Origin of the sequence: Nocardioides iriomotensis (genome assembly GCF_004168035.1) — a bacterium.
Lineage (GTDB): Bacteria > Actinomycetota > Actinomycetes > Propionibacteriales > Nocardioidaceae > Nocardioides_B > Nocardioides_B iriomotensis.
In genome coordinates this window covers 99284-119436 of record NZ_SDPU01000023.1, presented here as the reverse complement: position 1 = coordinate 119436, position 20153 = coordinate 99284, and the positions used below count along the sequence as shown (strand labels likewise).

At 72.9% G+C, this 20153-nt stretch carries 19 protein-coding genes; 4 read left to right on the top strand and 15 right to left on the bottom strand.

Features of this window, described 5'->3' with window-relative positions:
• Nucleotides 1-17: 17 nt before the first annotated feature.
• The 6 genes from ETU37_RS13035 to ETU37_RS13010 form a co-directional block, all read right to left on the bottom strand.
• Entirely contained in the window at nucleotides 18-1457 is a 1440-nt protein-coding gene (locus tag ETU37_RS13035; protein WP_129987767.1) for a GuaB1 family IMP dehydrogenase-related protein, read from the bottom strand.
• A gap of 32 nt (nucleotides 1458-1489) precedes the next feature.
• A complete protein-coding gene (locus ETU37_RS13030) occupies nucleotides 1490-3142 on the bottom strand; it encodes a sulfatase family protein (protein WP_129987766.1) in 1653 nt (550 codons plus the stop codon).
• Between the two features lie 79 nt (nucleotides 3143-3221).
• Nucleotides 3222-3671 carry a peroxiredoxin gene (locus ETU37_RS13025; RefSeq protein ID WP_129987765.1) on the bottom strand — a complete coding sequence of 150 codons (450 nt, stop codon included), beginning with the start codon at nucleotides 3669-3671 and terminating at the stop codon, nucleotides 3222-3224.
• 37 nt (nucleotides 3672-3708) lie between these two features.
• Complete coding sequence (locus ETU37_RS13020; RefSeq protein ID WP_129987764.1) at nucleotides 3709-4512, bottom strand: DUF1295 domain-containing protein; 804 nt, start codon at nucleotides 4510-4512, stop codon at nucleotides 3709-3711.
• Nucleotides 4512-5819, bottom strand: coding sequence for an SAM-dependent methyltransferase (locus tag ETU37_RS13015; protein WP_129987763.1), 1308 nt, complete (start codon nucleotides 5817-5819; stop codon nucleotides 4512-4514). Before ETU37_RS13015 ends, ETU37_RS13020 begins: the two co-directional genes overlap by 1 nt.
• Nucleotides 5820-5952: 133 nt before the next feature.
• Nucleotides 5953-7416: a S8 family peptidase gene (locus ETU37_RS13010; protein WP_129987762.1), complete on the bottom strand. Its 1464-nt coding sequence runs from the start codon at nucleotides 7414-7416 to the stop codon at nucleotides 5953-5955.
• Nucleotides 7417-7520: 104 nt separating this feature from the next.
• Between ETU37_RS13010 and galK the strand changes: the two genes are divergently transcribed.
• Nucleotides 7521-8696, top strand: coding sequence for a galactokinase (gene galK, locus ETU37_RS13005; RefSeq protein WP_129987761.1), 1176 nt, complete (start codon nucleotides 7521-7523; stop codon nucleotides 8694-8696).
• A 69-nt stretch (nucleotides 8697-8765) separates the two neighbouring features.
• Here the strand turns inward: galK and ETU37_RS13000 are convergent, their stop codons facing one another.
• Complete coding sequence (locus tag ETU37_RS13000; RefSeq protein WP_165372516.1) at nucleotides 8766-9368, bottom strand: LysE family translocator; 603 nt, start codon at nucleotides 9366-9368, stop codon at nucleotides 8766-8768.
• 72 nt (nucleotides 9369-9440) lie between these two features.
• Here ETU37_RS13000 and ETU37_RS12995 point away from each other — a divergent pair, with 72 nt between their 5' ends.
• Nucleotides 9441-10397 (top strand): LysR family transcriptional regulator, encoded by a 957-nt coding sequence (locus ETU37_RS12995; RefSeq protein WP_129987759.1) that lies wholly within the window; start codon nucleotides 9441-9443, stop codon nucleotides 10395-10397.
• Here ETU37_RS12995 and ETU37_RS12990 read toward each other — a convergent pair.
• From ETU37_RS12990 to ETU37_RS12965, 6 genes are all read right to left on the bottom strand, one after another.
• The gene (locus ETU37_RS12990) at nucleotides 10384-11706 is read right to left on the bottom strand and encodes a DUF2252 domain-containing protein (RefSeq protein WP_129987758.1); all 1323 of its coding nucleotides are present in this window, start codon (nucleotides 11704-11706) and stop codon (nucleotides 10384-10386) included. The genes ETU37_RS12995 and ETU37_RS12990 overlap by 14 nt on opposite strands.
• A gap of 36 nt (nucleotides 11707-11742) precedes the next feature.
• A complete protein-coding gene (locus ETU37_RS12985) occupies nucleotides 11743-12945 on the bottom strand; it encodes an EAL domain-containing protein (protein WP_129987757.1) in 1203 nt (400 codons plus the stop codon).
• Between the two features lie 98 nt (nucleotides 12946-13043).
• Entirely contained in the window at nucleotides 13044-13673 is a 630-nt protein-coding gene (locus ETU37_RS12980; RefSeq protein WP_129987756.1) for a hypothetical protein, read from the bottom strand.
• Between the two features lie 49 nt (nucleotides 13674-13722).
• Nucleotides 13723-13923, bottom strand: a complete 201-nt coding sequence (locus ETU37_RS12975) for a hypothetical protein (protein ID WP_129987755.1) — start codon at nucleotides 13921-13923, stop codon at nucleotides 13723-13725.
• Between the two features lie 54 nt (nucleotides 13924-13977).
• Entirely contained in the window at nucleotides 13978-15198 is a 1221-nt protein-coding gene (locus ETU37_RS12970) for an acyl-CoA dehydrogenase family protein (RefSeq protein WP_129987754.1), read from the bottom strand.
• The gene (locus tag ETU37_RS12965; RefSeq protein ID WP_129987753.1) at nucleotides 15198-16556 is read right to left on the bottom strand and encodes an acyl-CoA dehydrogenase family protein; all 1359 of its coding nucleotides are present in this window, start codon (nucleotides 16554-16556) and stop codon (nucleotides 15198-15200) included. The genes ETU37_RS12970 and ETU37_RS12965 overlap by 1 nt, the downstream gene beginning before the upstream one ends.
• Nucleotides 16557-16661: 105 nt before the next feature.
• On the opposite strand from ETU37_RS12965, the gene def reads away from it, so the two are divergent.
• Nucleotides 16662-17276: a peptide deformylase gene (gene def / locus ETU37_RS12960; RefSeq protein ID WP_240755712.1), complete on the top strand. Its 615-nt coding sequence runs from the start codon at nucleotides 16662-16664 to the stop codon at nucleotides 17274-17276.
• Nucleotides 17277-17415: 139 nt separating this feature from the next.
• Here the strand turns inward: def and ETU37_RS12955 are convergent, their stop codons facing one another.
• Nucleotides 17416-17931: a cupin domain-containing protein gene (locus tag ETU37_RS12955; RefSeq protein WP_129987751.1), complete on the bottom strand. Its 516-nt coding sequence runs from the start codon at nucleotides 17929-17931 to the stop codon at nucleotides 17416-17418.
• Nucleotides 17932-18003: 72 nt separating this feature from the next.
• Between ETU37_RS12955 and ETU37_RS12950 the strand changes: the two genes are divergently transcribed.
• The gene (locus tag ETU37_RS12950; protein ID WP_165372515.1) at nucleotides 18004-18606 is read left to right on the top strand and encodes a TetR/AcrR family transcriptional regulator; all 603 of its coding nucleotides are present in this window, start codon (nucleotides 18004-18006) and stop codon (nucleotides 18604-18606) included.
• Here the strand turns inward: ETU37_RS12950 and ETU37_RS12945 are convergent.
• The gene (locus ETU37_RS12945; protein ID WP_129987749.1) at nucleotides 18596-20137 is read right to left on the bottom strand and encodes a SpoIIE family protein phosphatase; all 1542 of its coding nucleotides are present in this window, start codon (nucleotides 20135-20137) and stop codon (nucleotides 18596-18598) included. The two genes, ETU37_RS12950 and ETU37_RS12945, sit on opposite strands and share 11 nt — an antisense overlap.
• Between the last annotated feature and the right edge of the window lie 16 nt (nucleotides 20138-20153).

The window sequence follows — 20153 nt, the reverse complement described above, 5'->3', positions numbered from 1 at the left end:
TCACGGACGCCCGTTCCTCACCAGCCGGTGGGGAGCGGGCGTCCTTCGTGGAAGCCCGCGGCGGACTGGATGCCCACCCACGCCTTGTCGTGCAGCTCCTCGAGCGTGCGCGCACCGGCGTAGGTGCAGGCCGAGCGGACGCCCGCGCAGATCTGGTCGATGAGGTCCTCCACGCCGGGGCGGTCCTTCTCCAGGAACATCCGGCTGGAGGAGATGCCCTCCTCGTAGAGCCCCTTGCGGGCCCGGTCGAACGACGTGTCCGCGCTCGTGCGGTTGGCCACCGCCCGCGCCGACGCCATCCCGAAGCTCTCCTTGTAGGCCCGGCCGTCGGCGTCGACGTGCAGGTCGCCCGGCGACTCGTGGGTGCCGGCGAACCAGGAGCCGATCATCACTTGCGAGGCGCCGGCCGCGAGCGCGAGGGCGACGTCGCGCGGGTACCGCACTCCCCCGTCGGCCCAGACGTGGGCGCCGATCTCACGCGCCGCTTCCGCGCACTCCAGCACGGCGGAGAACTGCGGCCGGCCGACGCCGGTCATCATCCGGGTCGTGCACATCGCGCCCGGTCCGACGCCGACCTTGACGATGTCGGCCCCGGCGCCGACGAGCTCGCGGACGCCCTCGGCGGACACCACGTTGCCGGCGACGACCGGGACCCCCGGGTCCAGCGACCGCACCGCCTTGAGCGCGTCGAGCATCCGGTGCTGGTGGCCGTGGGCGGTGTCGACGACGAGGGTGTCCGCGCCGGCGTCGACCAGCCCGGCGGCCTTGGCCGCGACGTCGCCGTTGACCCCGATCGCGGCGGCCACGCGCAGCCGTCCGGCATCGTCGACGGCGGGCGTGTAGAGCGTCGCGCGGAGGGCCGCGAGCCGGGTCAGCACCCCGACGAGGCGACCGTCAGGATCCACGACCGGGGCGACCCGGCGGCGGGCCTGGTCGAGCCGGTCGAACGCCTCGCGCGGGTCCACGGTGTCGGGCAGGGTCAACGGGTTGGCGCTCATCACCTGCGAGACCTGGGTGAACCGGTCCACGCCGGAGCAGTCCTCCTCGGTCACCACGCCGACCGGGCGGCCCTGCTCGTCGACGACGAACGCCGCCCGGTGGGCCCGCTTCGGAAGCAGCGCCATCGCGTCGCCGACGGTCATCGTGGGCTGGAGCGTGATGGGGGTGTCGAAGACCAGGTGCCGCTGCTTGACCCAGTCGATCACCTCGTGGACGACCGGCAGCGGGATGTCCTGCGGGATGACGGCGAGACCGCCGCGCCGGGCGATCGTCTCGGCCATCCGCCGCCCGGACACCGCGGTCATGTTGGCGACGACGAGCGGCAGGGTCGTGCCGGTGCCGTCGTGGGAGGCCAGGTCGACGTCGTAGCGGGAGGCGACGTCGGACCGCCGCGGGACCATGAAGACGTCGTTGTAGGTCAGGTCGTAACCGGGCGAGGACTCGTTGACGAAGCGCACGAGTCCACGATCCTACATGCGGCCAAGACCTCCTATCCCTGCAGCCGCCGGGGCATCGGGGCCGAGCACGACCCGCCCTTGCAGTCGCGCAGCCGGGCCAGGGTGGCGGCGAGCGCCTCCTCGTCCTCGCGGTACGCCGGCCGGCCGGCGACGTTCACGAGCTGTCCCGGGTCCTCGCGCATGTCATAGAGCTCGACCTCGTCGCTGGCGTGCTCGACGTAGAGGTAGCGGGCGGTCCGGATGCCCTGCGAGAAGCTCCGCACGGCGGGACCGATGTCCTGCGGGCGCGAGCCCGGCCCGGCCTCGTCGACATCCGCGACGATGTCGCGCGGACCGGTCTCGGTGAGGACCGCGCGGCGCCAGCCCCGGTCGCCGTACCGCGCGACGTCGAGCAGGGACTGACCGTTGAGCGGCCAGTCGACCGTGTCGAGGCTGACGCCGGCGGCCTGCAGGATGGTCGGCGCGAAGTCGATCGAGGTGTACGGGTCGCGGCGCACCTGGCCGGCAGGGATGCCGGGGCCGCGCACCAGCAACGGCACCGCGAGCGCCGGCTCGTACGGCAGGATCTTGCCCTGCCGGATCCTGTGCTCGCCGAGGAAGTAGCCGTTGTCGGAGGTGAACATCACCATCGTCCGGTCGAGCTCGCCGGTGGCCTGGAGCGCGGCGATCGTCTTCTCGACCTGCTCGTCGACGACCGCGAGCGCCTCCGCCCGCTGCCGGGTGACCTCGAGCAGCCCGTCGAGCTCCGCCTGGTTGAGCGGCGGCAGGTCCCGGATGAAGAACGGCTTGTCCGACACGTCGTCCTCGCCGGACGCGCCGGGCGCCTTCGTGATCACGCCGTCGAAGATCCCCCGGACGCGCGGCGGGCGCGCCGTCGTCACGAACCGGGTCTTCTCACCGTCGGACCGGGTGATCGGCTTCGGGTCGTCGGCCTCGTCGGGCTTGCCGTGGTGCGGCGCGACGTAGTTGGCCCAGAGGAAGAACGGCTTGTCGTCGCCGGCGCGCTCGGTGACCATGCGCGCGGTCAGGTCGCCGAACACCTCGGTCTGGTAGCGGCCCGGCTCGAGGTAGTACTGGCCGTTGGCGTTCAGCGTGGTGTTGAAGAACCGGTAGGTGCCGCCGTCCTGCGGGTGACCGGGCCCCGGGCCGCCGTCGATGGCGCCGCGCCAGTCGGTCCAGCCCGGCGGGACGTAGGTCGTGGACGTGGGCGCGCTGCCGTCCGGTGCCGGCTGGCTGCCGTAGCCGTTGAGGTACTTGCCGAGGAAGAGCGTGTCGTAGCCGGCGGCCTGGAGCCACACGGGCAGCGTCTGCCGGTCCTTCAGGCTGTGGAAGCCCCACGGATCCTCGTGCGACCACACCTCGTGGTTGTGCGTGTAGAGGCCGGTCAGGAACGACGAGCGCGCCGGGCAGCACAGCGGGTACGGCGAGAAGGAGTTCTCGAACGTGACGCCCTGGTCGGCGAGCAGCGCCCGGGTGCGCGGCATGAAGGCGAGCTCGTCCTCGCGCATGTCGTCGAGGGTGATGACGAGGACGTTGGGCTGCCCCGCGGCGAGTGAGGCCGAGGTGGGCGGACCGTCACCCCCGTCGGTGGTCGTGCCGGCCGCCGGCGTACGGACGTCGAGCACACCGACGGGCAGCAGGACGGCTGCCGTCAGCAGGGCGAGCAGGGACAGGGCGCGGCGCATCGTTCCCCCGAGAGAGTGGGTCGGTCGGCGAATTGTCGAGCAACCTACTACACATTGGACGGGCAGCCGCGCACCCGTCTCAGGCCAGCGCGGCGAGCGCCTCCTGGGCGTGCACCTGCATGTCGAGCTCCGACGCGATCACCTTGCGGATCGTCAGGTCGCGGTCGATCACGAACGTCGCGCGCTTGACCGGCGTGACGAACCGCCGCTTCACGCCGTACGCCGTTGCCACCTCGCGGTCCCGGTCGGACAGCAGCGGGTAGTCGAAGGAGTGCTGCTCGGAGAACTCCTTCTGCCGACCCACCGGGTCGGCGCTGATGCCCAGCCGCTGGGCGCCCGCGTCGGCGAAGTCCTGACCGAGGTCCCGGAACGTGCACGCCTCCCGGGTGCAGCCGCCGGTCATCGCCGCCGGGTAGAAGAACAGCACGACCGGTCCCTCCCTGACCTTGTCGCTGAGCCGGACGAGGTCGCCGTTCTCGTCGGGCAGCTCGAAGTCGGGCGCGGTGGAGCCCTCCGAGATGGTCTTCATGTGCGTTCCTCCTGGGTGCGGGTGTGCGACGGGCGGGTCAGGTCTTGCGGGGCGGGAGCGGGAAGAAGCCGGAGGTACGGCGGACGTAGTCGGCGTAGCCTGGCCGCCGGTCGGCCATCCCCTTCTCCAGCAGCGGCTTGCCGGTGCCGCGTGCGAGGAACCAGGTCATCAGGACCGGCGACGCGATCGTGAGGATCCCGGGCCACGCGCTGACCGCGACCAGGGCGATCCCCCACCACACGCAGGCGTCGCCGAAGTAGTTGGGGTGTCGCGTGTAGCGCCAGAGGCCGGTGTCGAGCACCTGGCCGTTCGAGGCGGGGTCGTCGCGGAACCGCTGCAGCTGGGCGTCGCCGACGGCCTCGAAGAACAGCCCGACCGCCCAGACCAGCACGCCCAGCCAGGTCAGCCAGGTCGGGCCCGGGGTCGAGAACATCCCGACCTGGATCGGCAGCGACACGAACCACATGACGGCGCCCTGGGTCAGGTAGACCCGGCGGAAGGCGAACCAGGCCTTGTTGCCGGTCGCCCTCGACATCAGCGCCTCGTAGCGCGGGTCCTCGCCGTGCCCGCGCGAGCGGCGGGCGATGTGCAGCCCGAGCCGGAGTCCCCACAGCCCCGGCAGGACGAGGAGCAGCAGCCGGCGGGTGGGGTCGCCGTCGTCGGCGGAGGCGAGGTAGGAGGCGACCGCGATCGCCACGAAGCCGAGGCCCCAGGCGACGTCGACGACCGCGTGCCGGCCCACGCGCAGCGCGACGGCGAAGGTGGTGCCGAGCACGAGGAGGACGGCCAGCAGCGTGAACGGCAGCGACGCCGCGAAGGCTGCCCAGGGGTAGGCGGCCATCAGAAGTCGCGCACCGGGGGCAGGCCGCTCCGTCCGTCGCGGGTCGGCTTGACCATGAGGACCTGGTCGACGCCCATCCGGCCCTCCTCGAACGCGAGCGCGCCGCCGACGAGGTACAGCCGCCACACCCGGGCGACCTCCTCGCCGACCATCGCGACGGCCCGGTCCCAGCTGTCCTCGAACGTGGCGTACCAGTGGTCGACGGTGCGGACGTAGTGCTCGCGCAGCGCGTGCACGTCGCGAACCTCCAGCCCGGCCGCCTCGAACAGCTCGACGGTCTCGCCGACCGGCCGCATGTGCATGTCGGGGGCGATGAACGCCTCGATGAACGGACCGCCGCCCGGCCGGGTGCGGCGCGACATCTGCTGCACGACCGCCCGGCCGCCCTCGCGGAGCAGCCGGTGGATGCCGCCGGCGAACAGCGGGTAGTTGCGCCGGCCGACGTGCTCGCCCATCTCGATGGACGTGACGGTGTCGAACGGGCCGTCGTCGACGTCGCGGTAGTCCTGGAGCCGGATCTCGACCCGGTCCCGCAGGCCGCGCTCCTCGATCCGCCGGTCGACGAACGCCTTCTGCTCGGCGGCGATCGTGACACCGACGACACGCACGCCGTACCGCTCGGCGAGGTGGAGCGACATCGACCCCCACCCGCAGCCGATGTCGAGGTGCCGGTGGTTCGGACCGGCGTCGGCGAGGCCGAGCTTGCGGGCGACGAGGTCGAGCTTGTCGCGCTGCGCGTCCTCGAGCGTGTAGCCGGGGTCGTCGCTGGTGAAGTAGGCGCAGGAGTACGCCATGTGCGGGTCGAGGATCAGCGAGTAGAACTCGTTGGACAGGTCGTAGTGGTGGCTGATGGCGTCGCGGTCGCGGCGCAGGGAGTGCAGGCTCCCCCGGAGCCGGGCCTGCGAGGCCGGCGGCTCCGGGGGGCGACCGAGGGCGCCGAGTCGGCGCGCGGTGCGCAGCCCGTCGGCGAGGTTCGCGGGCGACAGCCGGCGGGATGCACCGTCGTCGCGGACCGCACGCCACACGCGCCGGAAGCCGTCGAGGAGGTCGCCCTCGACGTCGATCTCACCGGTGACGTACGCCTGGGCCAGTCCCAGCTCGCCGGGCCGGCGCACGAGACGGCGCAGCGCCGCCGGGTCGCGGACCACGACGACGGGAGCCCCGTCGGGACCTGCCTCGCTGCCGTCCCAGGCCCGCAGCCGCACCGGCAGCCGACCGGAGAACAACGGCGCGACGACGGCCGCGAGCTGCGCCGCGACCCCGTCCACGGCGTCCGGCGCGGCGGTGACGGACTCGGAGAGCGTCATCGGGTCCCTTCCCAGGAGAGTGCGGTCCGTCGGTGGTTCGCACCCCTGGTCTGCCCGGATGGGTCGTCCCGGAAACAAGGGACGGCCCCGCCCGCTGGGTGGTTCCGGGCGGGGCCGCTTCATCCCCCCCGCGTCAGGGTGCGATCGCGCCCGCCGCCGCGACGACGTCGACGAGGCCGTGGCCCTTGTCGTACGACGAGCCGCCGACGTACGGCGCACCGAAGGAGAACTGGTAGGCGGTCGAGGTGATCGCGTCCTCGACCTGGCCGGGCGTCGCCGACGGGTTGGCCTGGAACAGCTGCGCGACGATGCCGGCGATGTGCGGGGCCGCCATCGAGGTGCCGCTGATCGTGTTGAAGTCGCCGTTCTCCTGGGGGTCGAGGCCGGTGCTGCAGATCGGCAGGTAGATCCGGCACGACGAGGTGATCGTGTCACCGGGGGCCGAGATGTCGGGCCAGGTGGACCGGTCGGACTCGAGGCCGCGCGAGGAGAAGTCGGAGAGCTCGCCGTCGCGGGTGCCGGTCTCGAGGTCGTTGTAGGACGCCACCGAGATCACGCCACCGGTCGGGTCCTGGCCGGGCGGGTTGGTCAGGCTCTCCGAGCCGTCGCCGCCGTCGTTGCCGGCCGCCCAGACGGTCGCGACACCTTCGGCGGCGAGGGCTCGCTGCAGCTTGACCGTGGCGCTGTCGGGGTCGAACTCGCCGCCACCGGAGGGGCCGTAGGAGTTGTTGGTGACCTTGATCGGCGGGCACTCGGCCGCGGGCACGCCCTCGCCGCACGGTGCGTCGTGGTTCTCCAGCACCCAGTTGAGCGCGGTGTCGGCGCCGACGATCACGAGGGCGGCACCGGTCGACAGCGACACGAGCTTGGCGCCCGGCGCGGCACCGTGGAGGGTCTTGCCGTCGGACAGGGTGGTCTCGCGGCCCGCGATGATGCCGGCGACGTGCGTGCCGTGGCCGCCGACGGACAGCGTGTCGGTGTCCACGGTGTTGGGCACGTCGAGCACCTGGCAGGCGGCCTCGAACGGGTCGCACAGCACCTTGTGGTTCGACACCACGACCGAGGAGCCGTCGGCCTCGGTGAGGTAGGGGTGGGTCGGGTCGACGCCGGAGTCGATGAGCCCGACGGACACGCCCCGGCCGCTGAGCGCGGTGCCGTCGGCGCCGGTGAGGGTGCGGTAGGCCTCGTCGCCGCGGGTGGCGGTGTTGGAGGTGGTCTGGGTCAGCTCGATCGGTGCGTTGCCCTCGAGGTAGGTGACACCGGGGACAGCGCGCGCCGCGGCGATCTGCGCCTTGGTGCCGCGGGCCACGACCACGCCGATCTGGTCAAAGCTCGTCGACCTCGTCAGGCCCGCGACCCGCACAGCGTTGTTCGCGGCCGCCAGGTCGGTCCCGTGCACGAGCACCGTGGTGCGCTCGCCGGACACCAGGTCGGCGAGCTGGCCCTTCAGGAAGTCCTGCACCGGGGCGAGGGTGGTGCCGCCGAGCAGCCCGCGTGCCGGGGCCGGCGTCGAGGCGGTGGCGGGGAGTGCGGCGGTGGTGATCGCGGTGACGGCGGCGACGCCGATCCCGAGACACGTGCGTACCGAGCGACGCATGGATCCTCCTGTTCCGGCCGGGAGGGGGTCGCCCGGCGTACCAGGTACAACGCCTGACAGTGGCTGAGGTCACGCCCTGCGAGCCGGGTCCTAGGGTTGGCGCCATGCCGACCCGCCCTCTCCCCGTCGAGCCCGGTGACCCGCAGCAGATCGCCCAGGCGCTGTCGACCGCGTTCGCGGCCGAGCACGACCGCTCCCCCGACGGCGTGTACGCGGCCCCCGGGCGGGTGAACCTCATCGGGGAGCACCTCGACTACAACGGCGGCCGGGTGCTGCCGATCGCGCTGCCGCACGCCTGCTACGTCGCCTCCGGACTCCGTGAGGACGACCTGGTGACGGTGCGGAGCCTGCAGGCCGACGAGGTCTGGGAGGGCCGGCTCGACGAGGTGACGCCGTCGTCGGTCACGGGCTTCGTCGCCTACGTCGCGGGCGTGCTGTGGGCGCTGCGCGAGGACGGTTTCGACGTCCCCGGCCTCGACCTGGTCATCGACGGCCGGGTGCCGCTGGGTGCCGGGCTGTCCTCGTCGGCGGCGCTCGAGGTCTCGGTCGCGCTGGCCGCGGGCGTGCCGCGCTCCCCCGATGTGCGCGAGCGGCTCGTGTCCGCGTGCATGCGGGCCGAGAACGACATCGTCGGCGCGCCGACCGGCGGCATGGACCAGGCGATCGCGGCGTTCGCGACGCCCGACCACGCGTTGCTGATCGACTTCGCGACCCGCGAGCGGCGCGACGTGCCGTGGGACCCGGCGTCGGCCGGGATGTCACTCCTCGTGCTCGACACCCGGGTGCAGCACTCGCTCTCCGACGGCTCGTACGGCGACCGCCGGTCCGAGTCCTCGGCGGCGGCCGAGGCACTCGGCGTCGGCTCGCTCGCCGAGGCGTCCCGCGACGCGGTGGAGGCGCTCGACGACGACACGTTGCGCCGCCGGGCGCGGCACGTGGTCACCGAGGACGCGCGGGTCGGCGCCGCGGTCGACGCGCTGGAGGCGGGCGACTACACCACGGTCGGCACGCTGTTCACCGCCTCGCACGCGTCGATGCGCGACGACTACCAGATCTCCTGCGACGAGCTCGACGTCGTCGTCGAGACCGCCCTGGCCGCCGGCGCGGTCGGCGCGCGGATGACCGGCGGCGGCTTCGGCGGCTCGGCGATCGCGTTGGTGCCGTCCGACCGGCTCGGCCTGGTCGAGCGGGCGGTGGCTGCCGCGTTCGCGGACCGGGGCTGGGACCTTCCGGCGGTGCTCGAGGCGCCCGCCTCGGGGGCGGCCGACCGGCTCCGGTAGACCGATTTCGGTAGTCCGAGCGTGACCCATGGGTCACGCTCGGACTACCGATTTCGGTGGTGGCGGCGCCTACGCACCCAGCACGACGGAGACGCCGGTCAGCACCATCACCAGCCCGGCGACCACCTCGACGACACGGCGGCCGACCGGACCGGTGAAGAGCCGGCGGCCGCGGGCGACGAGGGCTACGCCGACGAGGTTCCAGAGCGTGGCGAGGCCGGCCCACACGAGGCCGAGGACGAGCGTCGTCGTCGCGACCGGCGCGCCGGGAACCACGAACTGCGGCAGCACGGCGACCGCGACGACCCCGGCGCGCGGGTTGAGCAGCCCGGTCGCGAGCGCGCCGGCGAAGCTCCGCCGGTCCGTGACGCCCTCGTCCGCCGTAGGTCGCCGGGCCTTCAGCAGCGAGCGGGCGCCGAGGACGACGAGCCAGCCGGCTCCCGCCCACTGGACGGCGACCCACAGCGTCGCGCTGGCGGTGACGAGCGCCCCGAGGCCGAGCGCGACGGCGACCGCCCAGGCGAGCACGCCGAGGCTCGTGCCCGCGGTCGCCAGCGCACCGCCGCGGACGCCGCCGCCCACGGTGCTGCCGATCACGACCAGGTTGTTGACCCCGGGCGTCACGACGAGGAAGACCGCGACCGGGAGGAAGGCGAGGAGCGAGGCGTTCACAGGTACGACTCTGGTTGTCGACATGACGTAACGGAACTGAGTCTGGTGGCAGCCAGTATTAAGATTCCTTGCATGCAGCACGAGGCCGCCCAGCTCCGCCTGCTCGCGCTGGTCGCCGCGCACGGCTCGCTCTCCGGCGCCGCCGCCGAGCTACGGCTCACCCCGGCCGCACTGTCGGGCCAGGTGGCCCGGGCCGAGGAGCACTGGGGCTACCCGCTCGTTGTCCGCACCGCTCGCGGTGCGCACCTGACCGAGGCCGGCCGGGTGCTCGCGCGGTACGGCGAACTGGTGGACGACGCCTGCGTCGCCGCCCGCCGGGACCTGGAGGAGACGCTGGGCCGCGTGTCGCTGCGGCTGCGGATCGGCACGTTCAGCACCGCCGCGATCCGGCTGCTCCCGGAGGCGATGACCGCGCTGCGGCACCGGCACCCGGGCAGCGACCTCTCGATCGAGGAGGTGAGCAGCCCCGTCGGCGGCGCCAAGGTGGCGTCCGGCGACCTGGACGTCGCGGTCGTCGCGACCTACGACAACGAGCCCGACTGGCCGGCCTGGCTGACCGCCGTACCCCTGCTGAAGGACCCGCTGGTGGTCGCCCTCCCCGTCGAGCACCGGCTGTCCCAGGGCGACCCGCACCGGCGGATCCGCCTCGCCCAGCTGCGCGGCGAGCGCTGGGTGGCGGTCCGTCGCGGCGACAACGCGCGGCTGCAGTTCGACCGGGCCGCGGAGGCGGTGGACCTGCAGCCGCAGGTGCAGTTCGAGACCGAGATGTACGACGTCGCGCAGTCGCTGGTGGGCACCGGGCTCGGCGTCGCGGTGCTGTCGCAGCTTGGCGCGCGGTCGGCGGACGGCGTGGTCTACCGAGAGCTGGAGCGGCCGCGGCTGCACCGGCGGCTGTGGGCGCTGCACCAGCGCGACCTGCGGCTCACTCCCCTGGCCGGCGAGTTCGTGGGGCTGCTGCGCGAGACCTCCGCCGAGCTCGAGGAGCGGTGGGCGACCAGCACGCTGCAGGAGGCGGTCAGGTCGCGCTGACCCCGCCGATCCGGCCCTCCCGGAACGCGTCGACGAACAGCGCGTGGTCGGCCTTCACCGTGTCGGCGTAGGCGACGGCGAAGTCGGTGAGGTCGGCGACGAACTCCTTGCGCCGGCCCTCCAGCACCGTCGCGATCGCCTCCTCCGTCTGGAAGGTCACCAGGTCCTGCTCGCTGTCCTCGTCGGAGGCGCAGTGCACCTTGGCCGTCGCGGCGCCGAGCGCCTTGACGACGGCGTTCATCTCGTCGGGCTCGGTGAACGAGGACCAGTCGAGGTCGGCCTCGTAGGGCGACACCTCGGCGACGACGTACCCGACGCCGTCGAGGCTGGTGTAGCCGAGCAGCGGGTCGGTGTGCACCTGCAGGGCGCGCTGGCTGACGACCGTGCGGTGTCCCTCGTGGTCGAAGTACCTCTCGACCTCGCCGCTGTCGACGAAGCGGCTGACGGCGGGGACGTTGGCCTGCTTCATCGACAGGATGACGTCGTTGTCGAGCGACTGGTTGTAGCCCTCGACCAGCACGTTGTACGCGGGCAGCCCGGCGCTGCCGATCCCGAAGCCGGACTTGCCCACGACGTCGCGCACGTCGTAGAAGAGCTCGCGGTCGAAGCGCTTGGACTCCGGGATGCTGTCGAGGTACGACGCGAACGCCTCATCGACCTTGCGGCGCTCGGCCTTGCCCAGCCGTCGCACCGAGACGTCGTCGCGGAACGCGCGGACGCCGCCCTCGATGCGGGTGATCCCGTCGAGCAGCGCGACCCGGCTGGACAGCCGGGCGGCGACGAGGATGTCGTGCACCGGACCGTCGGTGTTGCCGAGGTGCAGCGCGAAGTCGTCGTCGTCCTCGCTCTCGAGGTAGTGGTTGACCTGCGCGAGGTAGGCCCGCAGGTAGGTGCCGACCAGCCGCCGGATCGCCTCCTCGGGCAGTGCCTTCTGCCAGCCGAGCAGGGCCAGGCTCGCCACGAACCGGCGCAGGTCCCATGAGAAGTGCCCGATGTAGGCCTCGTCGAAGTCGTTCACGTCGAACACGAGCCGGCCGTCGGAGTCCATGTAGGTGCCGAAGTTCTCGGCGTGCAGGTCGCCGTGGATCCACACCGCGCCGGCGCGCTCGTCGGCCCACGTGTCCGCGGCCTTGGTCATGTCGGCGTAGAACAGGCAGGCCGAGCCGCGGTAGAAGGCGAACGGGTCGGCGGCCATCTTGCGGAACTTCCCGCGGAAGGCCCTGGGGTCGGCCGTCATCAGATCGGCGAACGCGTCCTCGAGCACGTCGACGATGAGCTGCTGCCGGGCCTTGCGGGTGGTGCGAGCCATGGCCCGAACGTACCCAGGGCGCGGGCGGGTGAAGCGCTACCAGACCGTGGGCCGGCCGAGCAGGAAGCCCTGGGCCAGGTCGACGCCGAGCGCCCGCAGCACCTCGAGGTTCGGCTCGGTCTCCACACCTTCCGCGACGAGCAAGACCCCGGTGCTGCGGGTGAACTGGACCATCGCCTCGCACATCGCCCGCCGCCCGGCGTGGTGGGCGACGCCCTGGACGAGGACGCGGTCCAGCTTCAGCACCTCGGGTCGCAGGTGCAGGATGTGCTCGAGCCCGGCGTAGCCGGAGCCGGCGTCGTCGACCGCGATGCGCGCGCCCGCTTCTCGGAGCGCCGCCAGCCGGGCGTCGAGCAGGTCCGACCGGGGCACGCGCTGGTGCTCCGTGAGCTCGACGACCACCCGCGCAGCCGGTCCGTCGGCGACCATCGCGGCGATCGCCTCGTCGGCACACAGCGCCTCCGCCGACACGTTCACCGCCAGCATCGCGTCCTCGGGCAGCCGGTCGATCGTGCGCAGCGCGGCGGCGACGGCTGCCGACTCGAGTGTGACGCCGTACCGGACACCGTGCGCCTCGGCGAACCACTGGTCGGGCGTCCAGCCCACGTCGTCGGGGAACCGGGCGAGCGCCTCGAAGCCGGCGACGCGGTCGGTGCGCAGGTCGACGATCGGCTGGAGCGCGATCTGCGGCCCGCCGCTGGAGAGCACGCCGACCACGCGGCTGCTCGCGAGGTCCGCGGACTCCTCGCGGCTGATCAGGAACCGGACGTGCGGCTCGATGACGTCGGCGACCAGGCGCAGCAGGTTCAGGTCGCGCCGGCGGAGCCGGTCGTCGGGCGTCCGGCTGAAGCAGCAGAGCGTGCCGAACGCCGTACCGTCGAGGCGGCGCAGGGGAACCGACAGCTGCGCACCCACCGGGAACGGCATGACCGGCAGGTCGCCCGTGTCACGGAGCGCGCCGGCATCCGGGATCAGCTCGGGGAGCCGGCCGTCGACCACGCGGGCGCAGTAGGTCGCCTCGATCTCGTCGCTCTCCCCGGCCCGGATCGGCACGAAGCCGGGGTCGCTGTCGACGAACGCGAAGTGCCGGCGGCCGTCCTGGAAGCGGCCGACGAAGGCGACCTCCATGCCGAGGTGGACGCGCACGGCGGTCAGGCTCTTGGCCACCAGGTCCCGGGACGCGGTGGCCTCCCCGGCGGGCTGCAGCACGTCGGCCGCCCAGCCAGCAGTCAGCGACATCGCACTGGCTCCTTCCCCCGAAGGTCCCTTTCACGATACGCACGCGAGCCGTGCAGTCGATCGGCCCGTCGGTAAAAATTATGCGACCAAAGCAGCCCTCAGCGCGGACGCGAGGGTCGTTCCAGACGGGGCAGGCCGAGCCCGGTGTCGCGCAGCTCGAGGGCGGCGAGCGCGCGGACGACCTCGGGGTCGCCGTCGCGCCAGGCGCGGACCGGGTCGTCGCTGATCCTTGCGATCCGGTGCATCGGCTGGTTGCTCATGGCCCGCAGGGCGAACAGGTCGAGGTCGGCGCTGGCGTCGATGAAGCGCCGGCCCGCGGTGGCCTGGCGGACGAAGCGCCACCGGAGCGGGACGTAGACGGCGAGGACGATCAGGATCGGGATCGCCCCCACCGCGAGCGACAGCCAGAACGCCAGGGTGTGCACGGCCTCGACCTGCGCGGCTCCGGCCGCGGCGATCTTGTCGGCGGCCGAGCCGGCCCCGTCGAACGGCGCGCGGGCCTGGTCGCCGACCAGCGGCAGGTCGCCGACGGTCGCGCCCGCGTCGCGGAGCTTCCCGGCCAGGCCGTTGCCGGCGTCCTCGATCTGCTCCCCCGGGGCCGCGAGCGCGAGCGTCGCGTCGCGCACGACCGTGGCGAGCCGCACCCAGAGGGCGACCCAGAGCACGAGGAGGAGGTCGCCGATGACCTGCCGGGCCTGGCGACCGGGAGCGTCCGCGTAGAGCTTCATGGGGGCATCGTCCCCCGACCGGAGCCGGGCTACGCCGACCCGGGGACCGTCACTTGGACGGCTGGGGCGTCTTGCAGTCCTCGATCTTGGGGTTGACGCCGACATAGTTCAGCGGTCCGGCGACGATGTTGACCGCGATGGTCCCCGCGTCGGCACAGCTCTTGTTCTCGCCGCCGAGGTAGCCGCGCTGGAACGCCGCGAGCAGTCCGATCAGCAGCCACACCACGACCACGATTCCACCGATACGCATGTTGACCTCCTGGGCCCGAAGTGCCCCGCTTCGGGTGGGTTCAAACGGTGAGCGCTACTTCAGCTCGGCGGAGGTCTTGCCGAGCAGGCGGCGCGCGACGATCAGCTGCTGGATCTGCTGGGTGCCTTCGAAGATGTCGAGGATCTTGGAGTCGCGGGCCCATTTCTCGAGCAGCTCGTGCTCGCCGTACCCGAGGCTGCCGGCCAGCTCGACGCAGCGCAGCGTGACGTCGCTGCCGACCCGGCCGGCCTTGGCCTTGGCCATCGACGCCTCGAGCGAGTTGGGCTCGCGGTTGTCGGCCATCCAGGCCGCCTGGAGGGTGAGCAGGTACGCCGCCTCCCAGTCGCTCTCCAGCTGGAGGTACGTCGCCGCGGCGGCCGGCTGGGTCAGCGCCGGCCGGTCGTAGTCGACCGTCACGCCGGCCTGCTCGAGCAGCTCGCGGGTCAGCTCCAGCGACGCGCGGGCGCAGCCGAGTGCCATCGCGGCGACCAGCGGGCGGGTGTTGTCGAAGGTCGCCATCGCCCCGGCGAAGCCCTGCTTGACGTCGATCTCGGGCGAGCCGAGGAGGTTCTCCTTCGGCACCCGGCAGTTCTCGAACCGGATCGTCGCGGTGTCGGAGGCGCGGATGCCGAGCTTGTGCTCCAGTCGCCCGACGGTCAGGCCGGGCGTGCCCTTGGGCACCACGAACGACTTGATCGCGGCGCGGCCCTTGGACTTGTCGAGGGTCGCCCAGACCACGACGTGGTCGGACCGCTCCCCCGAGGTGACGAAGATCTTCTCGCCGTCGAGGACGTACTCGTCGCCGTCGAGGCGCGCGGTCGTCGTGATGTTGGCCGAGTCGGATCCGGTGCCGGGCTCGGTGATCGCCATGGACGCCCAGACGCCCTTGAACCGCTCCGCCTGCTCGTCGTCGGCGACCGAGGCGATCGCGGAGTTGCCGAGGCCCTGCCGCGGCATCGAGAGGAGGAGGCCGACGTCGCCCCAGCACATCTCCATCACGGAGAGCACGGAGGCCAGGTTGGCGCCGTTCTTGGTGCCACCGTCGTTCGTGGCCGGGTCGTCCTCGCCGCGGCGTACTCCGGACGCGCCCGCACCGCTCGCCTGGCCGGACTCCGACAGCCCGTCGATCATCGCGGCGAGCATGTCGAGCTCCTTGGGGTACTCGTGCTCGGCGGTGTCGTACTTGCGGGAGTTGGGCCGCAGCAGGTTCATCGCGACCTGGTGGGCGTTGCCGATGAGCGGCCGGAACTTCTTGGGGGTCTCGAGGTTGATCATCAGATCAGCACCGTGCCTTCCATGACGCCGACGGCCCGGAGGTCGCGGTACCACCGCTCCACCGGGTGCTCCTTGACGAACCCATGACCGCCGAGCAGCTGCACGCCGTCGTTGCCGATCTGCATGCCGCGCTCGGCGCACAGCCGGCGGGCCAGCGCGGCCTCGCGGGCGAAGTCCTTGCCCTGCGCTGCCCGCGAGGCGGCGCGGTAGGTGACCAGCCGCATGCCCTGCAGCTCGATGCCGATGTTGGCGACCATGAACGCGACGCTCTGCCGGTGGCTGACCGGCTCGCCGAACGCCTGCCGCTCGTTCACGTACGGGACGACGTAGTCGAGGACGGCCTGCGCGGTGCCGACGGCCAGCGCGCTCCAGGCGATCCGCGCCAGGCGGACGCACTCGACGTGGTCGTCGGTGGTGCCGAGCAGCGCGATCTCCTCGACACGGACGCCGTCGAGCACGACCCGGGTCAGGGCGGCGGCACGCAGGCCCATCGCCGGCTCCGCCTCGATCTGGACGCCCGCCGTACCGGACTCGACGAGGAACATCCGAGGCGCGCCGTCGAGCATCGCGCCGACCACGAACAGCTCGGCGTCGGCGCCGCGCGGCACCATCGACTTCACCCCGTCGAGGACGTAGCCGTCGCCGTCCCTGGTGGCGGTCGTGGCGGGGGCGAGCGGGTCGAACAGCGGCCGCGGCTCGGTGAGCGCGAGCGCGGCGGCGGGGACGTCGTCGCCGGTGAAGGCGGGGAGGTACGTCGCCTGCTGCTCCTGCGTGCCCCACAGGGAGAGCGCCGTGGCGACCGCACCCGGGGCGAGCGAGGCGACGGCGAGGCCCATGTCGCCGCGGGCGAGCGCCTCGGCGACGAGCGCGCCGGCCATCGCGGAGCGTTCGGCCGAGATGCCGCCGAGCGACTCGGGGACGCCGAGCAGCGGCAGGCCGAGCTCGCGGCCGGCGGCCAGCACCTTGTCGGGCGTCGCGCCGGCTTCGTCGGCCTCCGCCGCGGCGGGGCGCAGCACCTCGTCGGCGAGCTCGCGCACGACGTCGACGAGCATCTGCTCGTCCTCGGTCGGCGTGAGGTCGAACCGGCTCGTGCCCGGCGCGCTCGGCACCCGGGTCGGCTTCCCGCGGCGCTTGCCGGCGCGGGCGAACTGCCGGTTGACGGCGCCGACGGTGCGGAAGCCGGAGCGGGTGGCCTCGAAGACGACCCGCTCGGTCGGCCGGCGGAGACCGAGCCGGTCGAGGGCCGGGAGCTGGGCGAGCCGGTTCAGCAGGGAGACGGCGACGCCGATCGGGTCGGCCTTGTCCTTCGCCGTCAGGCCGTGCCGGCTGCGGCTCGGGGTGGGGGTCGGGGCGGTCATGCCAGAAACTGTAACTGCGAGTTACACACAGCGCCACCATCGGCCGTCGTGGCGCGGGTCACGCGCCTGCCCGGGCCCGTTCGGCCGCTCCCTAGGATGGCCGCCATGTCCGACGTACCGGTCTCGCCCGACTCCCCCACGCTGCCCGACGGCGGCACGGTCCGCCCGATCACGCGCTGGGGCGAGGACGTGATGCACCGGATGCAGGAGCCGGTCACGGAGTTCGACGACAGCCTGCGGGCGCTGGTCGCCGACATGGTCGCGACGATGTACGCCGCCGACGGGGTCGGGCTGGCGGCCTGCCAGATCGGCGTGGACCGGTCGGTGTTCGTGTTCGACTGCCCCGACGACCAGGGCGTGCACCACCGCGGCGTGGTCTGCAACCCCGAGCTGTTCCTGCCGGAGGGGCGCAGCCGCAAGCTCGACGACGGCGACGAGGGCTGCCTGTCGCTGCCCGGCGCGTTCGTCCCGCTCGCCCGGCCCGACTTCGCGGCCGTCGAGGGCCAGGACGAGCAGGGCGGCCCCGTGCGCTACGCCGGCAACGGCCTGCTCGCGCGGTGCCTGCAGCACGAGACGGACCACTGCCGCGGCACCGTGTTCGGCGACCGGCTCAACCGCCGGGCCCGCAAGAAGCTGTTCAAGGAGCACGACGAGACGGCCGCCGACTTTCCCGCGGAGTGGCCGGTCGTGGGTGAGGGCTGGGGCGCCGGGGCGGAGTAGCCCGTCAGCGGAACCCCTTCAGCCACCGTGCGGGCGGCATCGTCGGCGCACCAACCGAGCACGTGCGCCGTTGTGACACGTTCCGAGCCCGCCCGGGTGTCACAACCACGCACATGCGCTGTCGTGCGCACGCGCGAGGTCAGCGACCCGGCGGCGGTGTCAGGTGGTACCGCTCGACCACGTCGTCGAGCCAGTCCGGCCGTTCCAGCACGAGCCCGTAGCGCTCGGCGAGCGCCCTGACCTCCTCGGGGTCGGGCGGGCCGGACGCCACCAGGCCGCCCATCCGGCGGAAGAAGTGCTCGAACCCGGCCGGGGAGATCACCTCGATCATGCGCGCCGGGACGTCCCCGGCGTTCCACATCGTGTGCGTCTCGCCGCGCGGCTTGGTGATGTAGCCGCCGGCGCCGAGCACGACCTCGCGGTCACCGGAGCGGAACCCGATCTCGCCCTCGGTGACGACGGAGTACTCGTCCTCCCGCGTGTGCCGGTGCGGAGGCACGCAGGCGCCGACCGGGAACGGGTGCTCGACGAGCGACACCTGCCCGTTGGTCTGCTCGCCGTCGAGCTTGAAGACCACTCCGATCGTGCCGAGGTCGACCTGCTCTCCCACTCCGGGGCGGACGACCGTGAGCTCGGGCGCCTGGGTCAGCTCCATGTTCCACCTCCACTTTCGTCGTACACTGGTGTTCTCTCAATGTCTGCCTGCACGGGAGCGGTGTCAAGATCTATGGACCAGCAGGTCGGGTCGACCAGACGGCCCTACCGGAAGACCCGACGCGCCGACGACGAACGGCGTACGCGGGCACGGATCGTCGACGCCGCCGAGACCTTGCACGGCTCCGTCGGCCCTGCGCACGCGAGCATCGCGGCCGTCGCCCGTACGGCGGGGGTCACGCGCGCCACGGTCTACCGGCACTTCCCCGACGACGAGTCGCTGTTCCAGGCGTGCTCGGCCCAGTGGCTCGCCCGGCAGCGACGGCCGGACCCGGACCGGTGGACCGTCCATCCGGACGCCGAGGAACGCCTGACGGCCGGTCTGACGGACGTCTACCGCTACTACCGCGAGGGCGCGGCGATGCTGCGCCTCGTCATCCGCGACGCGGAGGTGGTGCCAGAGGCCGTCCGGGCGGCGCGCCTGGGGGCGGAGCGCGCCTGGGTGGAGACGATGCTCGAGCCGTTCCCCGGCCGCAGCAGGGTCCGCCGGACCGCGGTGACGCACGCGGTGTCCTTCGCGACGTGGCAGTCGCTCTGCGTCGACGGCGGGCTGTCGGACCGCTCCGCGGTCGCGCTGATGACCGCGATGGTGCGCGAGGCCGGGCTCAGGCCCTGAGCACCAGCAGCGCCACGTCGTCCTCGGTGGCCGAGGCGGTGTCCAGCAGGTAGTCGCACAGCTCGTCCGGGCTCCGGCCGTGCTGGCCGGTCAGCGTCTGCACGAGCCAGGCCAGGCCGTCGGCGATCGGGACGCCGCGCCGCTCGACGAGCCCGTCGGTGTAGAGCAGCACGGACGCCCCCGGCGGCAGCTCGATCTCGTGGTCGTCGCGCCGCGCGTCGACGTCGAGGCCGAGCAGCAGATCCGCGGGCCGCTCGAGCAGCGTCGCGGTGCCGTCCGCCGCGAGGAGCACCGGCGGCGGGTGGCCGGCGTTGGACCAGCGGAGCAGCAGGGCTCCGTTGTCCGCCTCGCCGGACACCTGGGCGACCACGCCGGTGGCGACCACGTCGGCGGCCGAGCCGGCCATCGCCCGGTCGATGCCGCGCAGGACCGGCGCCGGCGTCGCCGCGTCGAGGGTGTAGGCCACCCCGCGGGTCATGTTCCGTACCTGCGCCATCGCGGCCGCCGACTGCTGGTCGTGGCCGGCGACGTCGCCGATGACCACCATCAGCGAGCCGTCGGGGATGCGGAAGAGGTCGTACCAGTCGCCGCCGACCTGGGCCTGCTCGGCCGCCGGGCGGTAGCGCACGGCGACGTCGGGCCGGTTGCCTGCGGCCGGGATCGGCAGCAGCGAACGCTGGAAGGCCTCGGCCATGTCGCGCTGCGCCGCAACCTCCCGCAGCTCGGCCTGGCGCGACCGGGCCCGGTCGATCGACTGCCGCAGCGCGGCCGAGATCAGGCGCAGGAAGCCGACGTAGTTCTCGTCGGGGTGCAGCATGTCGCTCAGGCGTACGACGAGCGTGGCGGCGTCGCCGGACTCGGCCGTCTGCAGCGGGAACGTCGCCAAGCCGCCCCGCTCGATCTTCCCGTCCCCACCCGGCAGCTGGGTGCCGAGCACGATGTCGACCTCGGGCAGGTCGCGGGCCTCGGCGCGCAGCACGGGCAGGGCGAGCTCGCGCACGGCGGCGATGTCGTGGACGTCGGCGAGCGCCTCGTTGAGCTGGGTGAGCAGCCAGAGCCGCCGGCGCGCGAGCACCTGAGCGGTCGTCTCGGTGGTGATGTCGACGATGCCCTCGACCTCGCCGTCGAGGTTGCGCACCGGGGAGTAGGAGAACGTGAAGTAGCACTCCTCGAGGAAGCCGTGCCGCTCCAGCGGGAGCAGGGTGTCCTCGACGTACGTCGAGTGCGAGGTCGCCCCGACGCCCTCGAGCATGGGGCCGATCAGGTCCCAGGCCTCCGGGAAGACGTCCCGCGTCCTCGCGCCGAGGGCGGCCGGGTGCTTGTCGCCGATCAGCGCCGCGTACGCCGCGTTGTACACGAGCACGAGCTCGGGACCCCACAGCAGCGTCACCACGAACTGCGTGTGCAGCATCCGGTCGACGACGCCGCGCAGCGTGTCCGACCACTGCGACGGGTCGCCCACGGGCGTGCTGGACCAGTCGGTCTCGTCGTAGAGACGGCCGATCTCACCGAACGCCGCGAAGGAAGGCACGCCGAAGGTTAGCCCG

What these genes read in the sequence shown, in the direction of transcription:
- ETU37_RS12955 (WP_129987751.1), bottom strand. Translation starts at nt 17,931, where the DNA reads ATGGAGCTGACCCAGGCGCCCGAGCTCACGGTCGTCCGCCCCGGAGTG.
- ETU37_RS12985 (WP_129987757.1), bottom strand. Translation starts at nt 12,945, where the DNA reads ATGTCGCTGACTGCTGGCTGGGCGGCCGACGTGCTGCAGCCCGCCGGG.
- ETU37_RS12990 (WP_129987758.1), bottom strand. Translation starts at nt 11,706, where the DNA reads ATGGCTCGCACCACCCGCAAGGCCCGGCAGCAGCTCATCGTCGACGTG.
- ETU37_RS12995 (WP_129987759.1), top strand. Translation starts at nt 9,441, where the DNA reads ATGCAGCACGAGGCCGCCCAGCTCCGCCTGCTCGCGCTGGTCGCCGCG.
- ETU37_RS12950 (WP_165372515.1), top strand. Translation starts at nt 18,004, where the DNA reads ATGGACCAGCAGGTCGGGTCGACCAGACGGCCCTACCGGAAGACCCGA.
- ETU37_RS13030 (WP_129987766.1), bottom strand. Translation starts at nt 3,142, where the DNA reads ATGCGCCGCGCCCTGTCCCTGCTCGCCCTGCTGACGGCAGCCGTCCTG.
- ETU37_RS12970 (WP_129987754.1), bottom strand. Translation starts at nt 15,198, where the DNA reads ATGATCAACCTCGAGACCCCCAAGAAGTTCCGGCCGCTCATCGGCAAC.
- ETU37_RS12975 (WP_129987755.1), bottom strand. Translation starts at nt 13,923, where the DNA reads ATGCGTATCGGTGGAATCGTGGTCGTGGTGTGGCTGCTGATCGGACTG.
- galK (WP_129987761.1), top strand. Translation starts at nt 7,521, where the DNA reads ATGCCGACCCGCCCTCTCCCCGTCGAGCCCGGTGACCCGCAGCAGATC.
- ETU37_RS13020 (WP_129987764.1), bottom strand. Translation starts at nt 4,512, where the DNA reads ATGGCCGCCTACCCCTGGGCAGCCTTCGCGGCGTCGCTGCCGTTCACG.
- ETU37_RS13015 (WP_129987763.1), bottom strand. Translation starts at nt 5,819, where the DNA reads ATGACGCTCTCCGAGTCCGTCACCGCCGCGCCGGACGCCGTGGACGGG.
- ETU37_RS12965 (WP_129987753.1), bottom strand. Translation starts at nt 16,556, where the DNA reads ATGACCGCCCCGACCCCCACCCCGAGCCGCAGCCGGCACGGCCTGACG.
- ETU37_RS13025 (WP_129987765.1), bottom strand. Translation starts at nt 3,671, where the DNA reads ATGAAGACCATCTCGGAGGGCTCCACCGCGCCCGACTTCGAGCTGCCC.
- def (WP_240755712.1), top strand. Translation starts at nt 16,662, where the DNA reads ATGTCCGACGTACCGGTCTCGCCCGACTCCCCCACGCTGCCCGACGGC.
- ETU37_RS13010 (WP_129987762.1), bottom strand. Translation starts at nt 7,416, where the DNA reads ATGCGTCGCTCGGTACGCACGTGTCTCGGGATCGGCGTCGCCGCCGTC.
- ETU37_RS12980 (WP_129987756.1), bottom strand. Translation starts at nt 13,673, where the DNA reads ATGAAGCTCTACGCGGACGCTCCCGGTCGCCAGGCCCGGCAGGTCATC.